Genomic DNA, 23422 nt, shown 5'->3' with positions numbered 1-23422 from the left:
GACGGAAACCAAAATTCAACATGTATGAATGACGCTATGCACCAAGGCACAGCTGGCGCTGATAACCCCCAACCCTCACTGGATGCACAAACCCTGGTCAGATTAAAAAGGATGTTGTTATTCACCCATGAGGACGAGCAATACCTGATGATGGCAGGAAACATCCTCGCTGCACATACAGAAGACATTCTGAATAACTGGTATGATACCATACTAAAGAATAATTATCTCGCCACCTATTTTACCAGGAACGGTGCTCCCGACGTGGGGTACCTGCAATCGCTCCGTCCGCATTTCCGTAAATGGATCACTGATTTATGTAACCGCCAGGAAGGCAAGCCGTGGTGGCAGTTTGAAGAGCGGATTGCTGCACAGCTTCAGTTCAGGTCTTCAGCGGAGCATGATATGGACCCGTTGCCCATGGTATACTTACGTTACCTGTCTTCTTTTATATACCCCGTTTCCGAAGCAGGCCGGCCTTATTTAAGTAAACACGGGCGCCCGGCTGCTGAAGTAGAACGTATGCAGCAGGCCTGGTTCAAAGCAATAAGTTTTAGTGTATTGTTATGGGTATACCCTCAACCCCGACAACTCCCTTTTTAGTGTAACCATTTACGTTAGTATCAAAAGTATTCCTATGGAAGTTGCTGTATTCGACACTTATGTTAAGAAAAAAGATGGGAGATATCTTCATTTCGATATCATCGTCACAAAGGAAACCTCCTTTGATGAAGTACTGAATTATGGCAATACCTATCTTCAAACCAAAAAAGGAGAGGGGTTAATTGTTTCCCGGAAAGACTGCCGCTTTTGTCATATCACTGAAATTATACCACGCTGGGAAACCCAGATCCGGCAAAAAGGCTATTATATCCATGAATTGGAGGGTTGTCACTGAAAAAAGCCGGATTCACTCAGGAATGTCACTAATATGCTATTTCACACCATATATTTATATTGTACCTTGCCACACTAACTATAAGGACAGCAAGAATATATGGGGAAAGTTTCCACATTCAGCCCTGCACAGCAGGCAGAAGACACACCTAGTAAAGTAGTGGCCTCCCTGGAGCGATTATCAGAAGCCTTCCGCGTATTATTATGGCAGGAAGCAACTCAGTATGGACTTAGTCCCATACAAATCCAGGTACTTACCTTTTTACTGCACTACCCGGAGGAAAAACGTACTGTAACCACCTTGGCATCGTACTTTAACATGACCAAAGCCACCATCAGCGATGCGGTAAAATCATTGGAACAGAAGAACTACCTGACTCGTAAGGCAAGCCCTACAGACACCCGGAGCCACACTTTACACCTGGTAAGGGAAGGAAAAGCGGTTGCCAGGAAAGTAGAGCAATTTGCGGATCCACTGCACGCAACCGTAGCACAGCTGCCATTGAAAGACCAGGCCGGACTGCTGGAGCAGCTCATGCAGCTGATTTACCAGCTGAATCAACAGGAAATTATTTCCACTCAGCCTATGTGCTTTAACTGTGAGCATCTCAACGAAAAGAAGGGTTACCACTGCAACAAACTAAAGATCTCTTTAAACAACGGTGGGTTAAGAATGGAATGTCCTGTTTTCAAACTCCGCGAAGAGTAGCCGTTATTATTGAACACGGGGCAACTGGCAGGTCATTTCATTGTCTCCGGCCACAAAGCCGAACTGCTCATATAATAAACGTCCTTCTTTACTGGTATGCAGGCTCACCTTCCCGGTATTGCGTGCTTTAGCTTCATCGAGGATCTTTTGCAGCAGCGCTTTTGCAATACCTTTCCGCCGGAAGGCAGGAAGCGTGTATACGTTCAGAATATAGGCCACTTTGCCTTCAAGGTTGTGGTACAGCGGCGGCTGGTTATAAAAAACTATGCCCGCGCTGGCCACCACCTTGCCTTCTGCATCGGCAAACCAGTTTACAAAATTGTTTTTAGAGAGATGTTCTGTTAAGTAGACCCTTAGCTGATCCTTCAACACGGCATCCTGGGAGTTATCAGACTTAGGGTAAATTTCTTTCAGAAACTGCAGCCGCAAATGCACTAACTGCGGGATATCCGTGATATCCGCCTTTCTGTAGGTAATCATAGTTATTTTGGGTTATACGAAAATTGTCAGGCTTCTTTATTACTTCTCCACCACCGGAATGCCAGAAAACCTATGATAGCCAGGGGCGTTAGGGCCAGCATCAGAATACCATTGTTCAAACCTTTCGCCGGGCCTTCGCCCAGCTGCTGAGCCGTTTTAGTACACAGGGAACATTGCGCCATTACTGATCCGCTCATCACCGTCAAAAACACTGTCAGTAAAAACAAACCTGTCTTCTTCATAGTATTGTTGTTTGATCTCACAAAATTAGGCTATCTGTCTTAAAAAAATCTCCTTAATTCTATCAGTGGTAATAGGGAGAAATCATAATATAAACAATCACACCCGTTACTGCCACATAAAACCAGATAGGCCACGTAATACGGGCAATTTTGCGATGACGCGGAATATCATTCTGGAAGCCGCGCAGCAGGGTGAAAAGCACCAATGGCACAATAATAGCCGCCAGTACGATATGTGTCAGCAACAGGAAATAGTAAATATAACGGATACCGCCCAGCAAGGCTTTTTCACCGGCATCCACAATACCGTTGTGATCCAGGTCGCCGAACCGGGTTTCTGTAGCCAACGCATGATAAGTAACATACGACAGCAGGAACACGGCCGACAAACCCACTGCAATTAAATTGGTGATCTTATGGGCTTTTACATGTCCGTTCTTTATAAAATATAAAGTGGCCAATAGTAAAACGGCAGTGCTGGTATTGAGGATAGCGTGGAACAGCGGTAGTATCCTGATATCAAAACCAGGATGCATTTCCGGCTTGGGCAACACAAACAATAACGCCACCAATGCGGGTATAACTATCGATACGATGGTGATAGGCGTATTGAGATTTCTGTTCTTAAGTTCCATATCCACTAAAATGTAAAAGGTGAATAAAGAAAGGTGAACAACCTTTCCTTATTCACCTTTCCTTTATAATTATTTTATTACTTCTCTCCGGAGAACAGTTTTTTGAGGAAGGCTCCAAAACCCGGTCGGTGTCTTTCTTTTGCCAGATGCAATATGGCGATATCGCCTGCGCATCTTTTTACATCATTGGAATCAAGACCGTTATAATATCCCCGGATATTCCTGTTTTTGTCAATTAATACCAGCTTCTCGGTATGTATAAAGTCGTCCGGACCACCGTCTCCCTGTGTTACAGAAACAAAAAAGTCGTTTCTGGCGAGGTCGTAGATTTCTTTTTTACTACCTGTGAGCAGCCACCAGTTATCGGGATTTATCTGGTATTCGTAGGCGTACTTACGCAGCTTATCTACCGTATCCCTTTCCGGGTCTACTGAAAAGGAGAGGATCTGCAGCAAAGAATCATTCTTTACATAAGCGCTCTGTACCTTTTTCAGGTTCTTTGTTAAAGTAGGACAGATACTTGGACAGGAGGTAAAAAAGAAATCAACCAGTAACACTTTTCCTTCCATATCTTTCAAACTCACCTGTTCTCCAAGTTGGTTGGTAAGTTTAAAATCCCTGATCTTATGAAAAACGGTATCGTATGAAACTTTACCATCTTCAGAGATCGTATCTACTCTTTCCGGGATGAAGTATCCGGGTACAGGTACCACATTTTTTCCGTAGTGATCTACAATGAGATAACCCAAAAGCGGCACCAATATAGCCAACGACACTCCTAATAAAGCCCTGCGAGAGATGATCCTGATAGTTTATGATGAAATTAATAATGATGTCCTTCTTTTGCAGGAGCCTTTGGTGCTTCCACCGGCGTACCTGGTTTCAGGTCTTTCCGCATGTTTTTCCAGGAATCCCCTTCATACAGGAATGCAACGATAAACCATACAAATAACAGTAACGGAATCAATATGGTAAGGATCAGGTTCTTGATTTCGTGACCCAGGTGCATGAATTCAGCAACTATATAGAAAGCTTTCACCACGGTGAGACCAACGAAGATGGCATTCAGGAATACCCTGCTCGGGAAACCAGTTTCCAGATGTAAAAAGGCCAGACCTACTTCCACCATTGTGATACACAACAGGATCCAGAACGTTCTCCAGATTGTTTTGGTAGATGAATCGGCATGTGCAGCTTCATGCCCAGCCTCAGTATGTGTATGCTCCATTATTATTTAAATTAAATAAATTCTAAAAATCAGATTCCAAATAATCAACAACAAACCTTGTACTATTCTGCCTGTCTTTTACTCAGAGCAGGTAGAAGCAGGTGAATACGAATACCCAAACCAGGTCTACAAAGTGCCAGTACAAACCTACTTTTTCCACCATTTCGTAGTGACCTCTGTGCTCATAAGTACCTTTCAGTACGTTGGCAAGGATTACGATATTCAGGATCACACCGGAAGTTACGTGTAAACCGTGGAAACCGGTAATAGTAAAGAAGAAGTTGGTAAAGTTGGTAGATGCCAGTGTACCGTCAACATTCATGAAAGGATTACGACCCCACCATGCACCTTCGTGGTACAGATGCGTCCATTCCCATGCCTGACAGCTCAGGAACGCGATACCACCAATGATGGTCCAGATCATCCATTTGGCCACTGCTTTTTTATCTCTCATGTGACCGGCGTGTACTGCCAGTACCATGGTTACAGAACTCATGATGAGAATGAAGGTCATCAAACTCACAAATACCAACGGTAAGTTGGCATGGCCCATGCCAGGGAAGGAGCGGAACACTTCATTCGGATCAGGCCAGGACGGGCTGGAAAACCGGATGGTACCATATGAAATCAATAATGCGCCGAATGTGAACGCATCTGACATCAGGAAGTACCACATCATCAACTTACCATAGCTCACATTAAAGGGAGAATATCCTCCGGCCCACCATTTTTTCTTCGCTGTAACTGCTGTATCCATTGTTTGTTTTATAAAATTTTACAAAGTTTATCTGGCGATACTTAAAAAAATTAACAGGTAAATCCACAGTACGTCCACGAAATGCCAGTATGTTGCGGCAACTTCAATGGGCACTGCGCTGTAGGTCCGTACACGGGTTCTGTAAGCCCTGCCAAACATAATAAGCAGTGCTACTACACCACCCAGCACGTGCAGCATGTGCACTCCTACGATAACATAAATAAAAGAAGCGGAAACAGGCCCGTTGAGGGGCAGTCCTACCGACTTCAATTGTGAAAATCCTATCCACTGGCAGGCCGCGAACACCACACCCAAAAATGCTGTGAGGGTGATCAGTTGTTTGTAACGCTGCATATTCCTTTCTCTGAACTGCTTTAAAGCCAGGTGTATTGTTACGCTGCTGGTTAAAATTACGGCAGTGGATATCCAGAAAATATGCGGCAGTTCAAATGCCAGCCAGTTTGCCTGGGATCTTTTAACAATGTAAGCACTGGTAAACCCTATGAACATCATGGTAATACTACCCATGGCGATCCATAAGGAATATTTATGCGGATGTATTTTCTTACGTTGTTCTAATGTCATAGTATCCATCACTCCTCTTTTCATTTTACGCTTTGTCCAGCAGTTGTACCAGCTGAACAATTGTCAGATAAATATAAGATCCGAACATGAGCTTTCTCGCTGCAGGAACATCGTTCTTTCTGTACAGGTTAACTGCCCTGTAAAGGAAGAAACCTCCCGCCAGAATAGCCACTATGGCAGAAATGCTTCCAGTGATCTTCAGGAGGTATGGCGCTACGCCGGCGGGAATCAGCAACAACGTGTACATGGCGGCCTGTATGGCGGTGTACTTGTTGGGCTCTCCGCTGCCCGGCAGCATTTTAAAACCTGCCCTCGCATAATCTTTATACGCAATCCAGGCAATGGCCCAGAAATGCGGAAACTGCCACAGGAACTGGATAGCAAACAACGACCAGCCACCTTCGCTCAGATTGTTGGCGCCGGCTGCCCAACCGATCAGGGGAGGCATGGCACCAGGAATAGCCCCTACCAGCACCGCAAGAGAGTTCCATTTTTTCCAGGGCGTATACACAAAACCGTATAACACCAAAGATAACCCGCTCAATGCAGCACTTAACCAGTTAAAGCAGTACCCCATTACGAGGAGGCCGGCAACACCGGTTACCGCAGCCAGGGCTATCGCCTCGTTGTCGTGCATACGCCCGGAAGGCAATGGACGAACAGCGGTGCGCGCCATCAGCTTATCTGTTTCCTTCTCCCAAATCTGGTTAATGGTATTGGCTGATCCGGAAACCAGCAAACCACCAGCAAATAATAAAAGAACTTTTACTAAGTTAAACTCCACGCCAGGCACCAGCAGGTAACCAACCACAGATGAAAATACCACCATAAAGGTGAGATTAAACTTCATTAACTGAGAGTAATCTTTCACCTTGCTTGCTACCGCATATGATGACGACAATTTTATGGAGTTTTCTTGCAACATTTTTTTTCTAGCCACATCCCGGGTTTAAGTCCGGAACAAATTTACAAACATCACAGTGAACAAAATCCCGGAAGGAAGATTTTTCGCCTGAAAGGTGTCTTCCTGCCGGAATTCCGAACTATATTTTAGTGCGCTGATTCATTAGGTCCGATAGGCTCTGTTTGCGGAATGAAATCTCTTCCATCCTTGCTATAGTCATAAGCCCAACGGTATACTTCAGGAATTTCACCAGGCCAGTTACCGTGACCGGCATGGATAGGTGTAGTCCATTCCAGGGTAGTTGCGTTCCACGGATTCTGTGTGGTCATCTTTCTACCTTTGAAAATGCTGTAGAAGAAGTTGAACACAAAAAGCAGCTGTACTGCAAATACCAGGATTACCACGATAGTGATGAACTCATTCAAACCACCAAATTGTTTGAAGGAAGCCCAGCCGGATACATCATAGTACCTTCTTGGCATACCCGCCATACCTTCGTAGTGCATTGGCCAGAAGATCAGGTAAGCACCGATCATGGTTACCCAGAAGTGGATATAACCAATGGTCTGGTTCATGAAACGGCCATACATTTTAGGGAACCAGTGGTAAATACCGGCAAACATACCAAAGAACGCAGATACACCCATTACAATGTGGAAGTGAGCGATTACGAACATGGTATCATGCAGGTGAATATCGATAGAAGAGTTACCTAACCAGATACCTGTTAAACCACCGGAGATGAAAGTGCTCACAAAACCGATAGAGAACAGGGAAGCAGGCGTAAAGTTGATATTACCCTTCCAGATAGTAGTGATCCAGTTAAATACCTTGATGGCAGATGGTACCGCAATCAATAAGGTTAAGAGTACGAAGAATGCACCCAGGAACGGATTCAAACCTGTTACGAACATATGGTGCGCCCAAACCAGGAAGGCCAGGATACAGATGGCGAACAGGGAACCGATCATCGCCAGGTAACCAAAGATAGGCTTGCGGGAACTTACCGCCAGTACTTCAGAAACCATACCCATCGCCGGGAGGATGATAATATATACCTCAGGGTGACCTAAGAACCAGAATAAATGTTGATAGAGAATAGCGCTACCACCTTCATTTGCCAGTGCTTTACCAGCAATAAAGATATCAGACAGGTAGAAGCTGGTACCAGCGTGACGATCCATGAGCAGCAGGATGAAACCTGACAGCAATACAGGGAAAGACAATACGCCCAATACAGCAGTGAAGAAGAATGACCAGATAGTCAAAGGCATTTTGGTCATCGCCATACCTTTGGTACGCATGTTCAGCAGTGTGGAGATATAGTTCAAACCACCCAGCAGCTGCGAAACAACAAACAGCGCCATACTGGTCAACCAAAGATCCACACCTATTTTAGAACCGATGGAAGCGTCTCCCAGTGCACTCAGCGGCGGGTACATCGTCCAACCTCCGGAAGCCGGACCTGTTTGAACAAACAGGGAAGCCATCATTACCAGGCTGGCCAGGAAGAAGAACCAGTAGCTCAAACAGTTCATAAAGGGAGAGGCCATGTCACGTGCACCTACCTGCAAAGGAATCAGCAGGTTAGAGAAGGTACCGCTCAGGCCGGCCGTTAATACAAAGAATACCAGGATGGTACCGTGCATTGTTACCAGTGCATAGTAAGCTTCCGCTGTAATGCGGCCACCTTTAGCCCAATGACCCAGGATACTTTCCAGCCAGGGGAAAGTGGCATCAGGAAAACCAAGTTGCAAACGGAACAGTACAGAGAAGAAAGCACCAATGATAGCCCAAACGATACCAGTAATCAGGAATTGTTTGGCGATCATTTTGTGATCCATGCTGAACACATATTTCGAAATGAAACTGTCTTCATGGTGGTGCTCATGATCATGATGATCATGCGCTCCGTGCATTACCTCCTGTTGACTGTGCAATGTTGCTTCGTTACTCATAATCGGTTCGGTTTATTATAAACTAACGCCCGGGAAGTATCGTCGTTTGTCAGTTTGTCTTTTTAGTTTTTAATTGTACTCCGTCAAAAATTCTTCTACACAAAATTACAGCTTACTGAATATTTGCAGCTACTGCTTTTTGTGTGCTATCTGCTTTGGCTTCGCCGGCAGGCGCAGCCGGAGCTGCAGTGTCAGCGTGTGTCAGGCTGTATGTCGATTTCTGGGCAGCTACCCATTTATCATATTCTGCCTGAGTTTCCACCACTATCACGCCTCTCATGGAGTAGTGACCGCTACCACACATCTGATCGCAGGAAATTTCATAGGTGAAATCCGGGTTACCGGTTTTTTCCTTCATTTGTTTGGTAGTAAACTTAGGCGTAAACCACAGGGTAGTAGGGATACCGGGAACCGCATCCATTTTCATGCGGAAGTGAGGCAAACCTACGTCATGGATTACATCGCGGGAACCAATGATGAATTTTACCGGCTTACCAACTACCAGGTGCAGTTCGGTAGGCATAAAGTCATCCTTGTTCAAAGGATCGTTCCAGTCCAGACCCAGTTCATTACCGGCGGAAGGATCAATATTCTTAATGTCACGACGACCCAATGCGCCATCCTTACCAGGATAACGGAAGATCCAGTTAAACTGTTTGCCGGTTACTTCTACCACAGCAGCGTCTTTTGGCGCTTCTGAGGTAAGCTGGAACCAGTGTTTCAAACCAAAAGCCACCAGTACTGTTAAGGCAATAGCCGGGATAACGGTCCAGATAACTTCCAGTTTATTATTATGCGGAAAGTAAAATGCTTTACGTCCTTCTTTCTCCTGGTATTTGAATGCAAACCAGAACAATGCAACCTGGGTAACCACGAACACGATACCGGTGATGGCCAGTGTTACGTAAATGAGGGTATCAACGCCTTCGCCCTGTTCTGATGCAGATTCGCCCAGGATCTTGCCCTTCAGCAAATCATTACAGTAGTACACTCCTATAAGCCCCAGCACCAGGAATGCAATCAGCAGGAAACCATTTATACGGTTGCTTTGCTCGCGCGCTTTCTTTTCTCCCTTCAATATGGACACATATTCGCTCGCCTTCGCAATCTGGAAGATGACTATGAATATGAGAACAACAACTAAGACTGCTAAAAATCCTGACATTGCTATATGAAATAATTAAGTTATCTAATGCTTTTCTTTTGCCTAATCTCCTTGATCACCCTATTAGGTGTGGTGAATGATACTTTCTTTCAGGTAAGGATGATTCTTCGGAACCAATGCAGCTTTAGTCAGCTGGTTAGATACCAGGAAGATGATCAGTCCTACGAAACCGAGTCCGAGTCCGAATTCATACCAAGGGAATACCAGGGTTTTAACGGTGCCTGGGTAAACCATTTGCCAGAAATCCAGCCAGTGACCGAAGATGATCACAATAGCGATGAAAACGATGGCAGTATAGTTACGTTTGGTGTCCCTTTTCATCAGGAACAACAACGGAGTAACAAAGTTGATCAGGAGGTTCAGGAAAAAGATTGGTCTCCACTGGCCCCAAACACGCGGCTGGAAGTATTCAGTTTCTTCCGGCATGTTGGCGTACCAGATCAGCATGTACTGGGAGAACCAGAGGTAAGTCCAGAAAATGCTGAATGCAAACATGAATTTACCCAGATCGTGCAGGTGCTCTTCCGTTACATAAGTGAGATAACCGTGTTTTTTCAGATATACTACGAACAGTGCTATCAGCGACAGACCGGATACCCAGGTGCTGGCGAAAGTGTACCAGCTGTACATGGTAGAGAACCAGTGTGCATCAATACTCATTAACCAAACCCATGGTGTGGTAGATCCAACGCTCAGGGTAAATACTACCAGGAAGCCACCGCATACAACGGTATTTCTCCAGAGTAATTTACGGCCTGTTTCAGGACGCAGATCCCATCCATCTTCTTCGATAGACATTTTGCGGAGCTTCAGGGTAAAGAATATCCAGAGGCCCAGTGTCAGGATAGTAGCTACGGTAAAGAATCCTTTGTTCAGGAAAGCAGATTTCCAGGTCAGGATCTTGTCCTCCGCTACGTGATGTGCGTTTACCCAGTGGTAAATATCTTCTTTTCCACCAAAAACAAGGATCATTACAATCACAAATAAAATGGCAGACAAAACGGGAACGGCCATTGAAATCGCTTCAGGTACACGGCGGAAAGCAATCTGCCAGCCACCATGTGCCAGGGTAGTGGCAGCTATAAAGAAGGTGCTCGCCAATGTAATCAGCAAAAAGAAGCTGCTGTTTTGCAACAGACCGGCCCAAAACCGTGTCGCGTTCTCACCTCGAAACGCAATTAATCCGATCAATAACGTCAGCAAGCCCACGCCCATTAACACGAAGCTGGTCTTTTTTAATCTTGCCGGTACTACAAATTGGTCTTTCATTACTGTATATTAAAATACTTGATTGAAATTCAGTTTAACTCATTTATTTAGCTGCAGTGCTATCGTTAGCAGGAGCAGCAGACGGGGCGGCAGCACCTGGCTGTTTACTCTTGATATAAGCAGCAATCTTCCAGCGCTGGTCTCTGTCGAGCTGACTGGCATAACTACCCATCATGTTATAACCATAAGTCATTACATGGAACAGGCGGCCTTCTGTGTAACCGGATTTTGCACCGGCAATCAGGTTGGCAGGAGCTGCAGGATAAGGTCCATCTCCACCTTTGTACAGCGGACCATTACCATCTAATGCAGTACCATGACAGATACCACAGTAGATATTAAATAAACGTTCGCCTTCCTTCAGATCAGATGGCGTAATAGTTAATGGATTCTTTACCAGATTAGCCAGTGCCGTATCTGATTCTTTCAGATGGTATGGCAAAAGTTCTCCTCTTTTTACTGTTCCTTCCACTGGCTTCAGGCCTGACAAACGAGCACTGTAAAATTCATACGCACGGGATTCATACATGTCTGGCATATAAATCCTGCCGGGCTTTCTGTTATGCTCCCCTCTGTTACAGGCTGCCAGGAAAGCTCCAGTTGCCAATGCGGCTACAATCAATATGTTGGAAGTCCTTTTCATCAGAAATTATTTATCTAGCTTTCATTAGTTCTTGCTTGCTCAAATCCTAATGTCGCAACGGTATGTTTTAGCTGTTATTTTAATTAAGCGTTTGCGGTCTGAATCTTACGGAGATAAGGCTCATCGTCCTTATCGTATCTTCCGAACCACCATCCTGCTTCAGCCTTCTGCTCATTGATATCCTGTGCACCTGCAGCAGCGAGGAAGCTCTTTACTTCTTCCGCATTGGTTTTTTCTGTCAGCTCTATTACCATCACAAACTTATCGTCTGTTTGTCTTGGATGGAAGATGTGTTTCTTTACACCCGGCATTAACTGGCACAGATAACAGAAAGTCATCACCATACCCACCGCCGCAAATAATACGGTCAGCTCAAAGGTGATAGGAATGAAAGCTGGTAACGGGAAATGTGGTTTACCACCAATGTTCAGCGGCCAGTCTACATTAAACACCCAACTCATGAAACCCAATGCTGTAGTGGTACCAGTGATACCATATATGAAACCGGCTGTGTGCAGACTGGTTTCTCTTAAACCCATTGCATGATCGAGGCCGTGAACAGGAAAAGGAGTGTATACATCGTGCAATTTGTATCCTGCAGTGCGTACTTTCTTTACTGCCGGAAACAATACCGCCTCATCGTCAAACAAGCCTACAACAAATTTTTTAACAGCCATATATTTAAAAATTCAAATTCCAGGTAATAAGTTCTCTTAATTCATCTATTAATGTGCGTGAGCCACATCATGAGCAAATTTCTCTGCAGGCTCTTCTTCGTACACTTCCATTTTCTCCTTGTAGTTCTGACCGGATGTTTTCAGGATTGACTTGATTTCAGCCAGTGCAATTACAGGGAAATATTTAGCAAACAGGAAATAGCAGGTAAAGAACAAACCGAAAGTACCCATGTAGAAACCTACTTCAGGCCAGGACGGACGATAGTATGACCAGCTGGATGGCAGGTAATCGCGGTACAGTGAAGTACAGATGATTACGAAACGCTCGAACCACATACCAATGTTCACAATGATGGACATTACGAAAGTCACCATTACATTTCTTCTCATTTTACGGAACCAGAATACCTGCGGCGTTACCACGTTACACGTCATCATGATATAATATGACCATCCTAACGGACCGGCAGCACGATACTTGAAGAAAGTAGCGAACTCGTAAGGGTTAGCGCCATACCATGCCATGAATAACTCAGTCAGGTAAGCACAACCTACTACAGAACCCGTTAACACAATTACCTTGTTCATGGCTTCCATGTGACCCAGGGTAATGTATTCTTCAAGATGTAATATTTTACGTGTAATGATCAGCAGCGTTTGTACCATCGCAAATCCGGAGAAGATCGCACCCGCCACAAAGTAAGGAGGGAAGATGGTAGTATGCCAACCAGGAATTACAGAAGTCGCAAAGTCAAAAGATACGATCGTGTGTACAGACAATACCAGTGGAGTAGCCAAACCTGCCAGTACCAGCGACAGCGCTTCATGACGTTGCCAGTGCTTGGTAGAACCGGTCCAGCCGAATGCTGCTACGCCATATAATAACTTGCGCAATTTTGTTTTAGCCCTGTCACGTACACTGGCGAAATCCGGAAGGAGACCAGAGTACCAGAACAGCAGGGATACGGTAAAATAAGTAGAGATCGCAAATACGTCCCAGAGGAGCGGAGAGTTAAAGTTAACCCATACTGGACCGCGGGTATTTGGATAAGGCAGAATGAAAAACGCCATCCATACACGACCCATGTGAATGATCGGGAACTGACCGGCGCACATTACCGCGAAGATCGTCATCGCTTCCGCCGCACGGTTCACCCCTGTACGCCAACCCTGGCGGAACAGCAGGAGGATCGCGGAAATCAGGGTACCGGCGTGACCAATACCTACCCACCATACGAAGTTGGTAATATCCCAACCCCAACCGATGGTTTTATTCAGATTCCATACTCCGACACCGAAATAGATCTGCCAGAACACGGAAAAGGCACCAAAGCCCAACAGTGTCAGGGAGATGAAAAAGCCTACATACCACAGTTTTCCGGGCTTCCCTTCAATGGGACTAATGATATCTTCCGTTACCTGGTGATAATCCTTAACCCCGTCTACCAAAGGTTCTCTCAGTGTGGATTCGTATTTTAAATGCATATTCTATAAGCTTTTAGCTGCTAGCTTCTAGCTACTAGCCCTTGTCTTTTGTTATGATCTCAGATTCTGTTCTTTCTGTCTTTTTCTTAACGGTTACCGGTTAAGACCATTACGCGTGATGCGCTTCTTCCTTGTGAGCAGACTCTTTTTCTGCTTTAGGAGCGGCATCCTTGTTTCTGATCTTCGCCAGGTAGCTGATAGATGGCAGTACGTGTGTTTCTTCCAACACATAGTACATCCTGTCTACCTGCTGCTCGTTACGAATCTTATAGATTTCGCTGTTCTTGTCGTTGATGTTACCAAATACAATCGCATCAGCGCCACAAGCTTGCTGGCAGGCGGTTTTAGCAGCTCCATCTTTCAATGGGTGACCAGCTTTCTTCGCATCCAGTTTCGCTTCCTGTAAACGTTGTACGCAGAAAGAACATTTTTCCATCACACCACGGCTACGAACCACTACATCCGGGTTCAGTACCATGCGCGTCAGGTTATCGTTCATATCAGCTACATCGTACAGGTTGTTTTCAAAGCTGTCAGCACCATTCCAGTCTCTCCAGTTCAGGCGACGTACTTTGTAAGGACAGTTGTTAGCGCAGTAACGGGTACCGATGCAACGGTTGTAAGCCATCTGGTTAATACCTTCAGAGCTGTGGTTGGTTGCGCCAACCGGACAAACGTTTTCGCAAGGGGCGTTATCGCAATGCTGACACAACATCGGCTGGAACACAACTTCCGGATTCTCTTCATCCCCGCTGAAGTAACGGTCGATGCGGATCCAGTGCATTTCATGCGCTTTAGCCACCTCTTCTTTACCTACAACAGAAACGTTGTTTTCTGCCTGGCAGGCAATTGTACATGCACCACAACCGAAACAGGTGTTCAGATCAATAGACATGCCCCATTTGATACCAGGGTAGCTGTAATTAGGATACAGGGTAGCATCCTTACGGAAGTCAGGACCAAATTTCTTCAGTTCCAGTCTGTCTTCGTTTACCTCTTTAGGGTTCTTGATGAACTCTTCCAGGGTAGTTTCTTTAACGATCGGACGACCTTCGTAGCTATTATGTGTTTGCGTTAAAGCAACAATTTCTTTTTGACCGGTAGCCTCTACTGTTGCGTCAACAGCGAAGTAGTCGAAGTTCTGACCATTGAAGCTAACAAGCGGATAAACATTTTTACCGATACCACCGGCAGCTCTTCCTACATTATTGCTCCGGCCGTAACCTACTGCAATAGCGATTACTTCAGGGTGCATACCCGGAACAATCAGCAGCGGCAGTTCGATTTCTTTACCGTTGGCTTTCACCTTCAGCACTTTCTTCTCTGCGTTGATTTCGTAATCATCACCTAATTGAGTAGAGAAAGTTTTAGCCAGTTTGTTGGAGATACAGGCGTAGTTACCCCAGGTAGAACGGGTGATCGGATCAGGCATTTCCTGTAACCATGGGTTGTTGGCAGATCTGCCGGTACCGATAGCTACTTTTTCATAAAGCACCAGTTCCAGTTTACCACCTTTCTTGGCACTGCCGATCTTCGATGCAGCACCGGCAATATCACCGGCAAATGTAGCACCACCTAAAGCAGGAGCTGCAGCTGGTTCAACAATACCGTCCTGTAATGCTTTATCCCATGCTTCCTGTCCGCCCAGTTTGCTGATCCACTCATTTTTCAGGTAGTCAGCCCAGGTAGTAGTAGTGTTACCAGACCAGGTGAGGAGGGTATCCTGTATAGCGCGTGTTTTAAACAGCGGCAGGATAGTAGGCTGGGCAAAGCTATAGTAACCTGCCCTTCCTTCAGCATCGTTCCAGGATTCCAGGAAGTGATGATCAGGAGCTACATATTTACACAGTTCAGTTGTTTCGTCGTTTCTGTCGTTAAAGGATACCGCGACTTTCACTTTCTTCAGACCTTCTGCGAATTTCTGAGATTCGAAGTAGTCGTAAGCAGGGTTAGCGCCATAAATCAGTACAGCGCCGATGCTGCCTGCGTTCATATCGCTTACCAGTTTGGTCATGTCGCTGTCGATACCCTGACGGTAGTTGGATGGAGATGCGAAATCGATGGTAGTACCATTGGCGCCAACGATGTTGTTGATGGCGTTTACAATGATCTGTACGTTTACATCGTTAGAACCGCTTACTACCAGTGCTTTACCGGCATTGGCCTTCAGTGATTCCGCCGCTTTTTTGATACCATCTGCTACACGTTTGTCAGCAATAGCCGGAGCGGTTACGCTGCCGCCAACTGCTGCCAGCAGTGCCAGTGCTACTGCACCGGTTTCAGAAGGTTTGTGTGTATATCTTTCGTCCGCATTTGCACCGGTAAGGCTCATATGGCTTTCGAACGCGAAAAGTTTGGACATTTCGGGTTTCTGTGCATTGATCTTACGGGTGGAAGAAAACTGGCGGGCATATTCAACAGGGTTCAGCCAGGTTCCGATAAAGTCTGCACCTAAACTCACTATCGCTTTGGCATTTTCAAAGTGGTAGGAAGGAACAACTCTTTGACCGTAAGAGGCTTCATTTGCCTGCAGCATACCGGAGTAAGAAACTGCATCGTATACTACGTGGCGGGAGTTTGGATATTTTGCCAGGAACTCGCCGATCACTTTTTTGGTAGTGGGGCTGAGTAAAGTGGCGCTTAATAAAACAACAGGAGCACCGCCTAATCCGGCCAGTGCTGCACCTACTTGTTTATCCAGTTCTGCCCAGGTTGTTTCCGTACCACCGATAGATGGGAAACGGAGTCGGGCAGTATCATACAGGCTTAATACAGCGCCCTGTACTTTGGCAGATGTAGCGCCCTGTGTGATAGCTGATAAAGTATTCCCCTCCATTTTGATGGGACGACCTTCGCGGGTTTTCACCACAACCGGTACGTATTCGCCATCAATGGCGTAAGAAGAAGCATAATAATTGGCTACACCCGGGGTGATCTCTTCCGGTTTGTTTACATACGGAATCGCTTTCTTAACCGGTGTTTCACAGCTGGCAGCAATAGCGGCTGCAGCGGTGGTGAACCCCAGATATTTCAGAAAATCCCTGCGGGGGGTAGTAGCATTCAACAGGCCTTCACTCTCGAACGGAAGTTCTTCACTGAATTCATTCTTCACAATTTCCTGATGCGCATCGGTATTGTGCAACTCCTCCAAGCCTTTCCAATACTTTTTTTGCTCCATGTTATATTAACGAGTTACGTTTATAAATTTGATATCTTCTGATTAAGAGAAAATCTCTCTAAATCCTTCCTAGTAGTGACATTTTTGACATTCAGTACCACCTACCATCTCAACTGTTACGCTATCGATCTTCTTATCTTTAATATCCTGGTGAAGCTTTTCGAAGATGCTGTAATAGTTGTTGTCAGCAAACTGCACTTTGGTAGTACGGTGACAGTTGATACACCATCCCATAGAGAGATCGGCAAACTGATGTACTTCATCCATTTCGGTGATAGCACCGTGGCAGGTTTGACATTGTTGCTGACCGGCAACCACGTGTTGAGAGTGGTTAAAGTAAACGTGGTCAGGCAGGTTGTGGATTTTAGTCCATTCGATCGGTCTGCCTGGCTTGGTATATTTACCAGCTTCAGGATCCCATCCTACGTAATCGTATAATTTTGCAATTTCAGCAGTACCATCTACCTTCTTACCTTCTGCAGTTGTCAGCTCAGGACCGGAGTATTCCTTAATGGCCTTATGACAGTTCATACAGATATTCTCGGAAGGGATCATGGCATGCTTACTCTTCTCAGCACCGGCGTGGCAGTACAAACAGTTGATCTGGTTGATACCCGCATGCACCTTATGGCTGTAGAAGATTGGTTGCTCCGGCATATAGTCTTTCTGGCGACCCAGGCCGATAGCCCCCTGAATAGTGAAGTAACCACCTACCATGAACAGCACCAGGATAATCAGCGCCAGGTAAGCTTTATTTTTGTAGAAAGGAACAGGATCCGGAGTAGGAACACCCTCTTTATCACCAGCCAGCTTGTTCAGGTTGCTGTTGATCTGCATGAGAATCAGCGCTACTACTGCAAGGATCAGTGTAATGATACCAAACAGTAAACTGTTGTCATTGCCTTTGTCTTCAGCACCATCTGGACTGGGTTCACCTGATGTTTTAGGACCAGTTGTCTTGCTCTGCTCAACTTTTACGTAAGCCAGGATGTCGTCAATTTCCTCGTTGGATAACTGAGGAAACGGCGTCATCGCTGTCTTGTTGTACTCCAGGTACAGAGCATTAGCATACTTGTCTCCCGTAGCCAGTACAGACGCAGAGTTATGGATCCACTGGTGCAATAATTTCTTATCGGGCCAGCGATCTTCTACCCCCGCTAATGCAGGACCTGTCAGCTTCTTATGGACATTATGGCAGGAAGCGCAATTTGTTTGGAATAATGCTTTACCCTTCGCTGGATCCGCTGCCTTAACAGAAGAAAACGGAATTACTATACTAGCGCATAGAATAAGCACACTCACAAAATGCTTGCGCAAAAGAATGGAAACACGACGATACACAGCCTATATAGTTTAGATTTGACCTAAAGTTTCTTAAAAGTGCCAGCAAAAATAAGACAGAATGTTGACAATTTACCAACAATTAAAAAAAATTATTGTCTTATAGAATGCTGTTTTTAACCCGTTTTTTGAACAACGATTGAGCTGAAAGTCTTGCTGCTGGCCTATTTAAACACTTTGTTTAATATTTCCTTTCAAAACTTATTATTTTAATTGAAAGTTCAATTCCTCTGTGGGCGCACGTCTACATCATAACGTGGGGCAAGGTTTGCGGGGATATAATTATAATATATGCAGATGAAAATCAAATAGTGGTCCCCTATATCCTTCAACACACAATATAATATATTATCTGTCAGCGCAGTTAATTTCTGCGAGAGTTGTTATTTTTACCTTTATAACCTGCCGGCGGACCAGAATGTTCAATCCACCACCGAAAAAATCGCTCCCATGAAAAAAAGTATCATATTCCCCGTTTTGCTTACCGCCTTCGTGGCCTGTAATAATAATAATACCTCCACCACCCAAAACGATAGCACCACGCAAAAAAGCACACCGGGTATAACCACCCCCGCAGTAATAACCGGCACCTACCAGGGTACCCTCCCGTGCGCCGACTGCCCCGGTATGGACTACCAGATCAGTTTGTTTGACGATCATACGTTTCATGAACTGGTGGCTTACCAGGGAAGAGGACAGGGGATAGCCTCCGTGGAAACCGGTACCTGGAAACAAACCTCCGACTCCACCGTAATGCTCCAAAAGAAAACGGACAGCACCTCCTTCCTCGCCTCCGAAGGAAAACTCCTCCTCCTCGATACCAAAGGCAAACGGATTGAAGGTGTGCTGGCCAGCAACTATATCCTCAAGCCCGTAGAGGGTGGCGACCGCAGGCAACTGCTCGCCGAAAAGACAAAAGCCGGCATCCGGTTCACCGCCAACGGCAACGAACCCTTCTGGAGCCTCGATCTTGATAACAAAAAAATACGTTTCAACAACGTTAACGGCGACAGCCTGCAGGCAACCCTGCCCCCTGCAAAACCCAATACCGATACTTTAAAGGTGTATACCACACCGGATATCACGGTAAGTATCCGCAACACCGTTTGCACCGACGATATGAGCGGACTGATGAAACCCAATACCGTACAGGTTCAGGTGAAAGACAAAACATACCAGGGCTGCGGGGAATATCTCAAATAAGGATCAAGTCCACCTCAACTCCCCATCAAGTCCACCTCAAAGGCGTGTCAAAGGCTGGTATAAAGCATGCCTGAAGCGTATTCCAGGCATGTTGGGGGCCTCTTTATATTCATTACTTTAAATCCCTGCTAAATTATCTATTTTTGTACCCTACTCAAACAGTAAGAGATTTTGAAAAATATTGCCATATTCGCATCGGGTGCAGGAAGCAACGCGCAGAAAATTATAGATCATTTCAAACAGTCAGATAAGGCCAGGGTTACCGTAATTGTATGTAACAAACCCGGAGCCGGTGTTTTACAGATTGCCGAACGCGAAGGCATTACGAGTATACTCATTGAAAAGGAGGCCTTCCTCCATTCAGATAAATACATCCAGTTATTAAAAGAGCAAAAGATCGACCTGGTAGTGCTGGCCGGATTTTTATGGAAAATCCCCGCTAACCTGGTACAGGCTTTTCCTAACCGCATTATCAATATCCATCCGGCCCTGTTACCAAAATTTGGCGGGAAAGGAATGTATGGACATTTCGTGCACGAAGCCGTTATCGCTGCCGGAGAAAAAGAAAGTGGGATCACCATCCACTTCGTGAACGAGAAATACGACGACGGGGAAACGATTCTGCAGGAACGCATTATCATTACACCGGAAGATACGCCCGAGTCGGTAGCACGTAAAGTGCAAGCGCTGGAACATCAGTGGTTTCCGGTAATTGTGGAACGATTATTGACCGGTTCTGAAAGCTGACAAACGCCCGGATGGAGGTCCTGAAGCCAGTCTAACCCTTACAACTGTATGAAAAAGACACTGCTGTTAATATGGTTATCCTGTTCGTTTATTTTATCATCCTCTGCCCAGGATGGTAAAACACAATTGAGCAAAAACACCTTTCTTAAAGTAAATCCCACCACCTTAATTAATGAACTCGATATTTACCTGGAACAGGAAATAACTGATAAATTCAGCCTGGAGGTAGGTATCAGTGGTATCTATACCGATTATCCGGATTATGTGCTGGCGAAAAAGATTGACATCGGCCAGAAAAAACCAGACATCAGTACGGAACAATTTGTGGACGGCCGGGGCCTTGGCTTCCGCGTAGGCGCACGCCTGTATCTTATTTCACAGGAAATGTCGCCCTCCCGCGCAGCCGGCACTTACTTTGAACCTGTATTATTCGTTAAAAAGGTGTTCTATCCTAATGAAGACAATACCTTCAGTAATATTACCTACACCAACTCCGGAGATAAAACCGTAATTGGCCTGCAGCTTTTAATAGGCCGGCAGTTCAAAAAGGACCGCTTTATCCTGGATCCCTTCATCGGCGTAGGTATCCGCAGTAAAATCTATAAATACAGTACCTATCATTTCGACGACGACAAAGTATCACTGAACGATGGTAAAATGGTCAGCATACTGCCAAGTCTCCAGATAGGTATTAAAATGGGACTTAAACTATGGTAATCTTCCCTAAAACGGTACAATCACTTTAGCGCTGAAATTTCTGCCCATGTTATATATGCCCAGCCGCCCATTGGGGGAGGAGCTGTAGTATTCAAAATATTTCAACCGGTTCATATTGGCCTGGTAGGCTACGTTGGCCACATTATCCAGCTGCAGGAATACTTCACACACCGTTTTCCCTTTTTTGTTAAGAATACCCGAACCGGCGCCTATATTGAAAAGAGTATATCCCGGCGTAAATGTTTCAGTATCATCCACCCCGTAAAAATGGGGCTGGTCAGCGATAATATCAGCCTCCACACGGGCATAGGCTTTGGTGAATATCCCATAATTGCGTTGGGTGGTTGCCTTCAGCTCGCTGCGTATATGCGTGGGGGGTATAAACGGCAGATACCGCGCCTCGTCGCCATGCGTACTAATCAGTTCCATATTCCGGTTACGCCCCTGCGTGTAGGCGATACTGTTATTCATAGTCAGCCAGGCAATACTCCGCGGATGGAGATTCACACTCACTTCCGCTCCAAATAACCTCGCGGCAGATTGCTGGTACTTGTAAGTAGCGTTACCTGGCACAATTACCACCGGGTTGCCGGTATTATCATATAGCTTTGCCTGGTAGATATAGTTCTCAATATTATTGTTAAACAACTCCACACTGATATCCGCATCCGGCAACCAGGCCTGAATGCCAATATCTTCCTGCAAACTGAACTCCGGCTTAAATCCACGGTTTCCCAGGTATACAATATGCGCCCCCGGATCAAGACCATTGGAGCCAATCTCTGTGATATTCGGCGCACGGTAGCCCCTTGCAATGTTGGCCTTTACCAGCACCCGCTCGCTGATGTTCCAGGTAGCACCCAGGCTGCCGGAAATACCGGTATACTGATGACTGAAAGAAGGGAACTGCAGATGGGCTCCCGCGGTATCCGGCAGCTGCGCATGCTGCTCAAAGCCATTCTGTTTATTGGGTCCCACGTAGAAATCATTCCAGCGGATAGAGCGGTTATCGTAGCGGATACCACCCGATACATCTACCTTACCAAAAGACTTCCTGGCAAAAATAAATCCGCCTATGTCAAACAGGTTATAATCCGGAATGGGGAAATCGGTGCCGTTCTTACTTTTATTCGACTGGTACATACCGTTTACCCCTATGGTTGTTTCCAATCCGTTCATTACCGGCAAATTGTAGCGCACATCATAGTTCAATGTATTCAGTACCACGTACAGCCCAGGCTGCTCAGGCATCTCCGGGTGATTATACTCCCGCCGGATACTTTGCTGCACGCCAATCATAGTATTAATATCGCCGGTACCCACATTCCATTTGGAATGGTTATACACGCGGTAATGCTGGATACGCTGATGCAACGGGTTAATGGTGTAAGTGCGCAGCTCATTTTCCGGCACCAGTGGCCGGTCTTTTATATCATCCCCACTGTCTTTCACCTGCTTTGTAAACTTGCGGGTCAGGGAATCACGGCTGCCATCAGGAATTTCCTGTGTATTGTCATAAAGTGTAGCGCCGAACTGGGAATGCCCCCACGATTTATCTACCCTTGCCAATGCCGAGAGATTATACTCCCGGAAGGCGGTGCCGTATACAAACCCATCCACGCTGTTGCGGTAATTATGCGCTGCCTTTACAGTGCCCCGCAATACATATTTCCAGTCGTTTTGCCGGTAAGCCAATCCAAGTGAAGAACCTATCATCCCGTTATTACTGTGGTAATCAGTGAGAAAGCTGCCCTGTAATTTTCCGGGTGTCAGTTCCGGGATGTCGGGGATCATGTTGATCACGCCGGCCAGGGCATCGGAGCCATAGGTAAGACTGGCAGGGCCTTTCACCACTTCCGCCCGTGCAATGCCGTATTGGTCTATTTCAATGCCATGTTCATCCCCCCATTGTTGTCCTTCCTGCCGTACGCCATCGAACAGCGTCAGTACACGGTTGTAGCCCAGCCCACGGATAAATGGTTTTGAAATATTAGGGCCGGTTGTTACCGCGCTTACACCCGGTACTCCTTTAATAATAGCATCGATGATGTTATTATTTACGTTCATATTCATTTCCCTCTTACCAATAACGGCAATGGGTATAGGATTTTTCCGGACAGCCGTGGCGCGGGATACACCGGTTACTACTACTTCATCTAACTTCGACAGATCTTCTTCCAGTGAAACATTCAATACCGTTGTCTGACCTGCGGTAATTTGTTTCTTCAGCTTAACCGTTTGGTATCCTACCATTGATATTTTGATATCATAAGTACCTGCTGCCAGGTTTTTTATATTGAAAATACCCTGCTGGTCGGCTGTAGCGCCGGTACGCAGGGCAGGAATGGCAATGTTGGCAAATTGCACCGGCTTCCCCTCTTTATTCACCACCGAGCCTTTCACCATGCCTTGCTGGGCATATGCTGTAGTAATGATTAATAAGAAGAATAGTAATGTAGATACTTGTTTCATGCGTATAAGTAATGTAGGTTTTAAACTTTAGTACAGTGTTTTCACGGATAGTAACAATGGATCACACTTCCAATTTAATTTTCAACAAAACTATCTTCTATTTTTATACTTGTCTTAATTATTTTTTAGA

23 protein-coding genes are annotated in these 23422 nt (G+C 45.6%); 6 read left to right on the top strand and 17 right to left on the bottom strand.

What is annotated here, in order from left to right:
* Positions 1 to 24 precede the first annotated feature (24 nt).
* The 3 genes from ACLHR0_RS08780 (at position 25) to ACLHR0_RS08770 (ending at position 1606) form a co-directional block, all read left to right on the top strand.
* A complete protein-coding gene (locus ACLHR0_RS08780) occupies positions 25 to 603 on the top strand; it encodes a protoglobin domain-containing protein (protein WP_429043672.1) in 579 nt (192 codons plus the stop codon).
* A gap of 34 nt (positions 604 to 637) precedes the next feature.
* Positions 638 to 898, top strand: a complete 261-nt coding sequence (locus ACLHR0_RS08775) for a DUF2024 family protein (protein ID WP_370909129.1) — start codon at positions 638 to 640, stop codon at positions 896 to 898.
* 99 nt (positions 899 to 997) lie between these two features.
* Complete coding sequence (locus ACLHR0_RS08770; protein WP_429043670.1) at positions 998 to 1606, top strand: MarR family winged helix-turn-helix transcriptional regulator; 609 nt, start codon at positions 998 to 1000, stop codon at positions 1604 to 1606.
* Between the two features lie 6 nt (positions 1607 to 1612).
* Here the strand turns inward: ACLHR0_RS08770 and ACLHR0_RS08765 are convergent, their stop codons facing one another.
* From ACLHR0_RS08765 to ACLHR0_RS08690, 16 genes are all read right to left on the bottom strand, one after another.
* Positions 1613 to 2086 (bottom strand): GNAT family N-acetyltransferase, encoded by a 474-nt coding sequence (locus ACLHR0_RS08765; RefSeq protein ID WP_370909127.1) that lies wholly within the window; start codon positions 2084 to 2086, stop codon positions 1613 to 1615.
* A 26-nt stretch (positions 2087 to 2112) separates the two neighbouring features.
* Entirely contained in the window at positions 2113 to 2328 is a 216-nt protein-coding gene (locus tag ACLHR0_RS08760; protein WP_079471726.1) for a hypothetical protein, read from the bottom strand.
* A 62-nt stretch (positions 2329 to 2390) separates the two neighbouring features.
* Positions 2391 to 2963, bottom strand: a complete 573-nt coding sequence (locus ACLHR0_RS08755; protein WP_436485948.1) for a DUF420 domain-containing protein — start codon at positions 2961 to 2963, stop codon at positions 2391 to 2393.
* A gap of 77 nt (positions 2964 to 3040) precedes the next feature.
* Entirely contained in the window at positions 3041 to 3712 is a 672-nt protein-coding gene (locus ACLHR0_RS08750) for an SCO family protein (protein ID WP_370909125.1), read from the bottom strand.
* Between the two features lie 74 nt (positions 3713 to 3786).
* On the bottom strand, positions 3787 to 4191 hold the full coding sequence (locus ACLHR0_RS08745) for a cytochrome C oxidase subunit IV family protein (RefSeq protein WP_370909124.1): 405 nt from the start codon (positions 4189 to 4191) through the stop codon (positions 3787 to 3789).
* 82 nt (positions 4192 to 4273) lie between these two features.
* Positions 4274 to 4948: a cytochrome c oxidase subunit 3 gene (locus ACLHR0_RS08740; protein WP_370909123.1), complete on the bottom strand. Its 675-nt coding sequence runs from the start codon at positions 4946 to 4948 to the stop codon at positions 4274 to 4276.
* Between the two features lie 27 nt (positions 4949 to 4975).
* Complete coding sequence (locus ACLHR0_RS08735; protein WP_370909122.1) at positions 4976 to 5557, bottom strand: cytochrome c oxidase subunit 3; 582 nt, start codon at positions 5555 to 5557, stop codon at positions 4976 to 4978.
* A 1-nt stretch (position 5558) separates the two neighbouring features.
* Complete coding sequence (gene cyoE / locus ACLHR0_RS08730; protein WP_429062097.1) at positions 5559 to 6458, bottom strand: heme o synthase; 900 nt, start codon at positions 6456 to 6458, stop codon at positions 5559 to 5561.
* A 125-nt stretch (positions 6459 to 6583) separates the two neighbouring features.
* Positions 6584 to 8395, bottom strand: coding sequence for a cytochrome c oxidase subunit I (locus ACLHR0_RS08725; RefSeq protein WP_429043657.1), 1812 nt, complete (start codon positions 8393 to 8395; stop codon positions 6584 to 6586).
* 112 nt (positions 8396 to 8507) lie between these two features.
* Complete coding sequence (locus ACLHR0_RS08720) at positions 8508 to 9560, bottom strand: cytochrome c oxidase subunit II (protein ID WP_436485944.1); 1053 nt, start codon at positions 9558 to 9560, stop codon at positions 8508 to 8510.
* Positions 9561 to 9623: 63 nt separating this feature from the next.
* A complete protein-coding gene (locus ACLHR0_RS08715; protein WP_429062099.1) occupies positions 9624 to 10829 on the bottom strand; it encodes a quinol:cytochrome C oxidoreductase in 1206 nt (401 codons plus the stop codon).
* Positions 10830 to 10872: 43 nt separating this feature from the next.
* On the bottom strand, positions 10873 to 11472 hold the full coding sequence (locus tag ACLHR0_RS08710) for a c-type cytochrome (RefSeq protein WP_370909117.1): 600 nt from the start codon (positions 11470 to 11472) through the stop codon (positions 10873 to 10875).
* Positions 11473 to 11555: 83 nt separating this feature from the next.
* On the bottom strand, positions 11556 to 12149 hold the full coding sequence (locus tag ACLHR0_RS08705) for a DUF3341 domain-containing protein (protein ID WP_370909116.1): 594 nt from the start codon (positions 12147 to 12149) through the stop codon (positions 11556 to 11558).
* Between the two features lie 48 nt (positions 12150 to 12197).
* Entirely contained in the window at positions 12198 to 13634 is a 1437-nt protein-coding gene (gene nrfD, locus ACLHR0_RS08700; protein ID WP_370909115.1) for an NrfD/PsrC family molybdoenzyme membrane anchor subunit, read from the bottom strand.
* 109 nt (positions 13635 to 13743) lie between these two features.
* Positions 13744 to 16812, bottom strand: a complete 3069-nt coding sequence (locus ACLHR0_RS08695) for a TAT-variant-translocated molybdopterin oxidoreductase (protein ID WP_429043650.1) — start codon at positions 16810 to 16812, stop codon at positions 13744 to 13746.
* A gap of 69 nt (positions 16813 to 16881) precedes the next feature.
* Positions 16882 to 18153 carry a c-type cytochrome gene (locus ACLHR0_RS08690; protein WP_370909113.1) on the bottom strand — a complete coding sequence of 424 codons (1272 nt, stop codon included), beginning with the start codon at positions 18151 to 18153 and terminating at the stop codon, positions 16882 to 16884.
* A 450-nt stretch (positions 18154 to 18603) separates the two neighbouring features.
* Here ACLHR0_RS08690 and ACLHR0_RS08685 point away from each other — a divergent pair, with 450 nt between their 5' ends.
* The 3 genes from ACLHR0_RS08685 to ACLHR0_RS08675 all read left to right on the top strand — a co-directional run bounded on the left by ACLHR0_RS08685 (position 18604) and on the right by ACLHR0_RS08675 (position 20820).
* Positions 18604 to 19356, top strand: coding sequence for a copper resistance protein NlpE N-terminal domain-containing protein (locus ACLHR0_RS08685; RefSeq protein WP_436485941.1), 753 nt, complete (start codon positions 18604 to 18606; stop codon positions 19354 to 19356).
* Positions 19357 to 19527: 171 nt separating this feature from the next.
* The gene (purN, locus tag ACLHR0_RS08680; protein ID WP_429043643.1) at positions 19528 to 20103 is read left to right on the top strand and encodes a phosphoribosylglycinamide formyltransferase; all 576 of its coding nucleotides are present in this window, start codon (positions 19528 to 19530) and stop codon (positions 20101 to 20103) included.
* 48 nt (positions 20104 to 20151) lie between these two features.
* Positions 20152 to 20820, top strand: a complete 669-nt coding sequence (locus ACLHR0_RS08675) for a hypothetical protein (RefSeq protein ID WP_370909110.1) — start codon at positions 20152 to 20154, stop codon at positions 20818 to 20820.
* 6 nt (positions 20821 to 20826) lie between these two features.
* Here the strand turns inward: ACLHR0_RS08675 and ACLHR0_RS08670 are convergent, their stop codons facing one another.
* Positions 20827 to 23292, bottom strand: coding sequence for a TonB-dependent receptor (locus ACLHR0_RS08670; protein ID WP_436485938.1), 2466 nt, complete (start codon positions 23290 to 23292; stop codon positions 20827 to 20829).
* Between the last annotated feature and the right edge of the window lie 130 nt (positions 23293 to 23422).

It is taken from the genome of Chitinophaga sp. ARDCPP14 (assembly GCF_051362515.1).
In the GTDB taxonomy this organism is placed as follows: domain Bacteria; phylum Bacteroidota; class Bacteroidia; order Chitinophagales; family Chitinophagaceae; genus Chitinophaga.
This window is presented reverse-complemented; position numbering and strand designations above follow the sequence as displayed.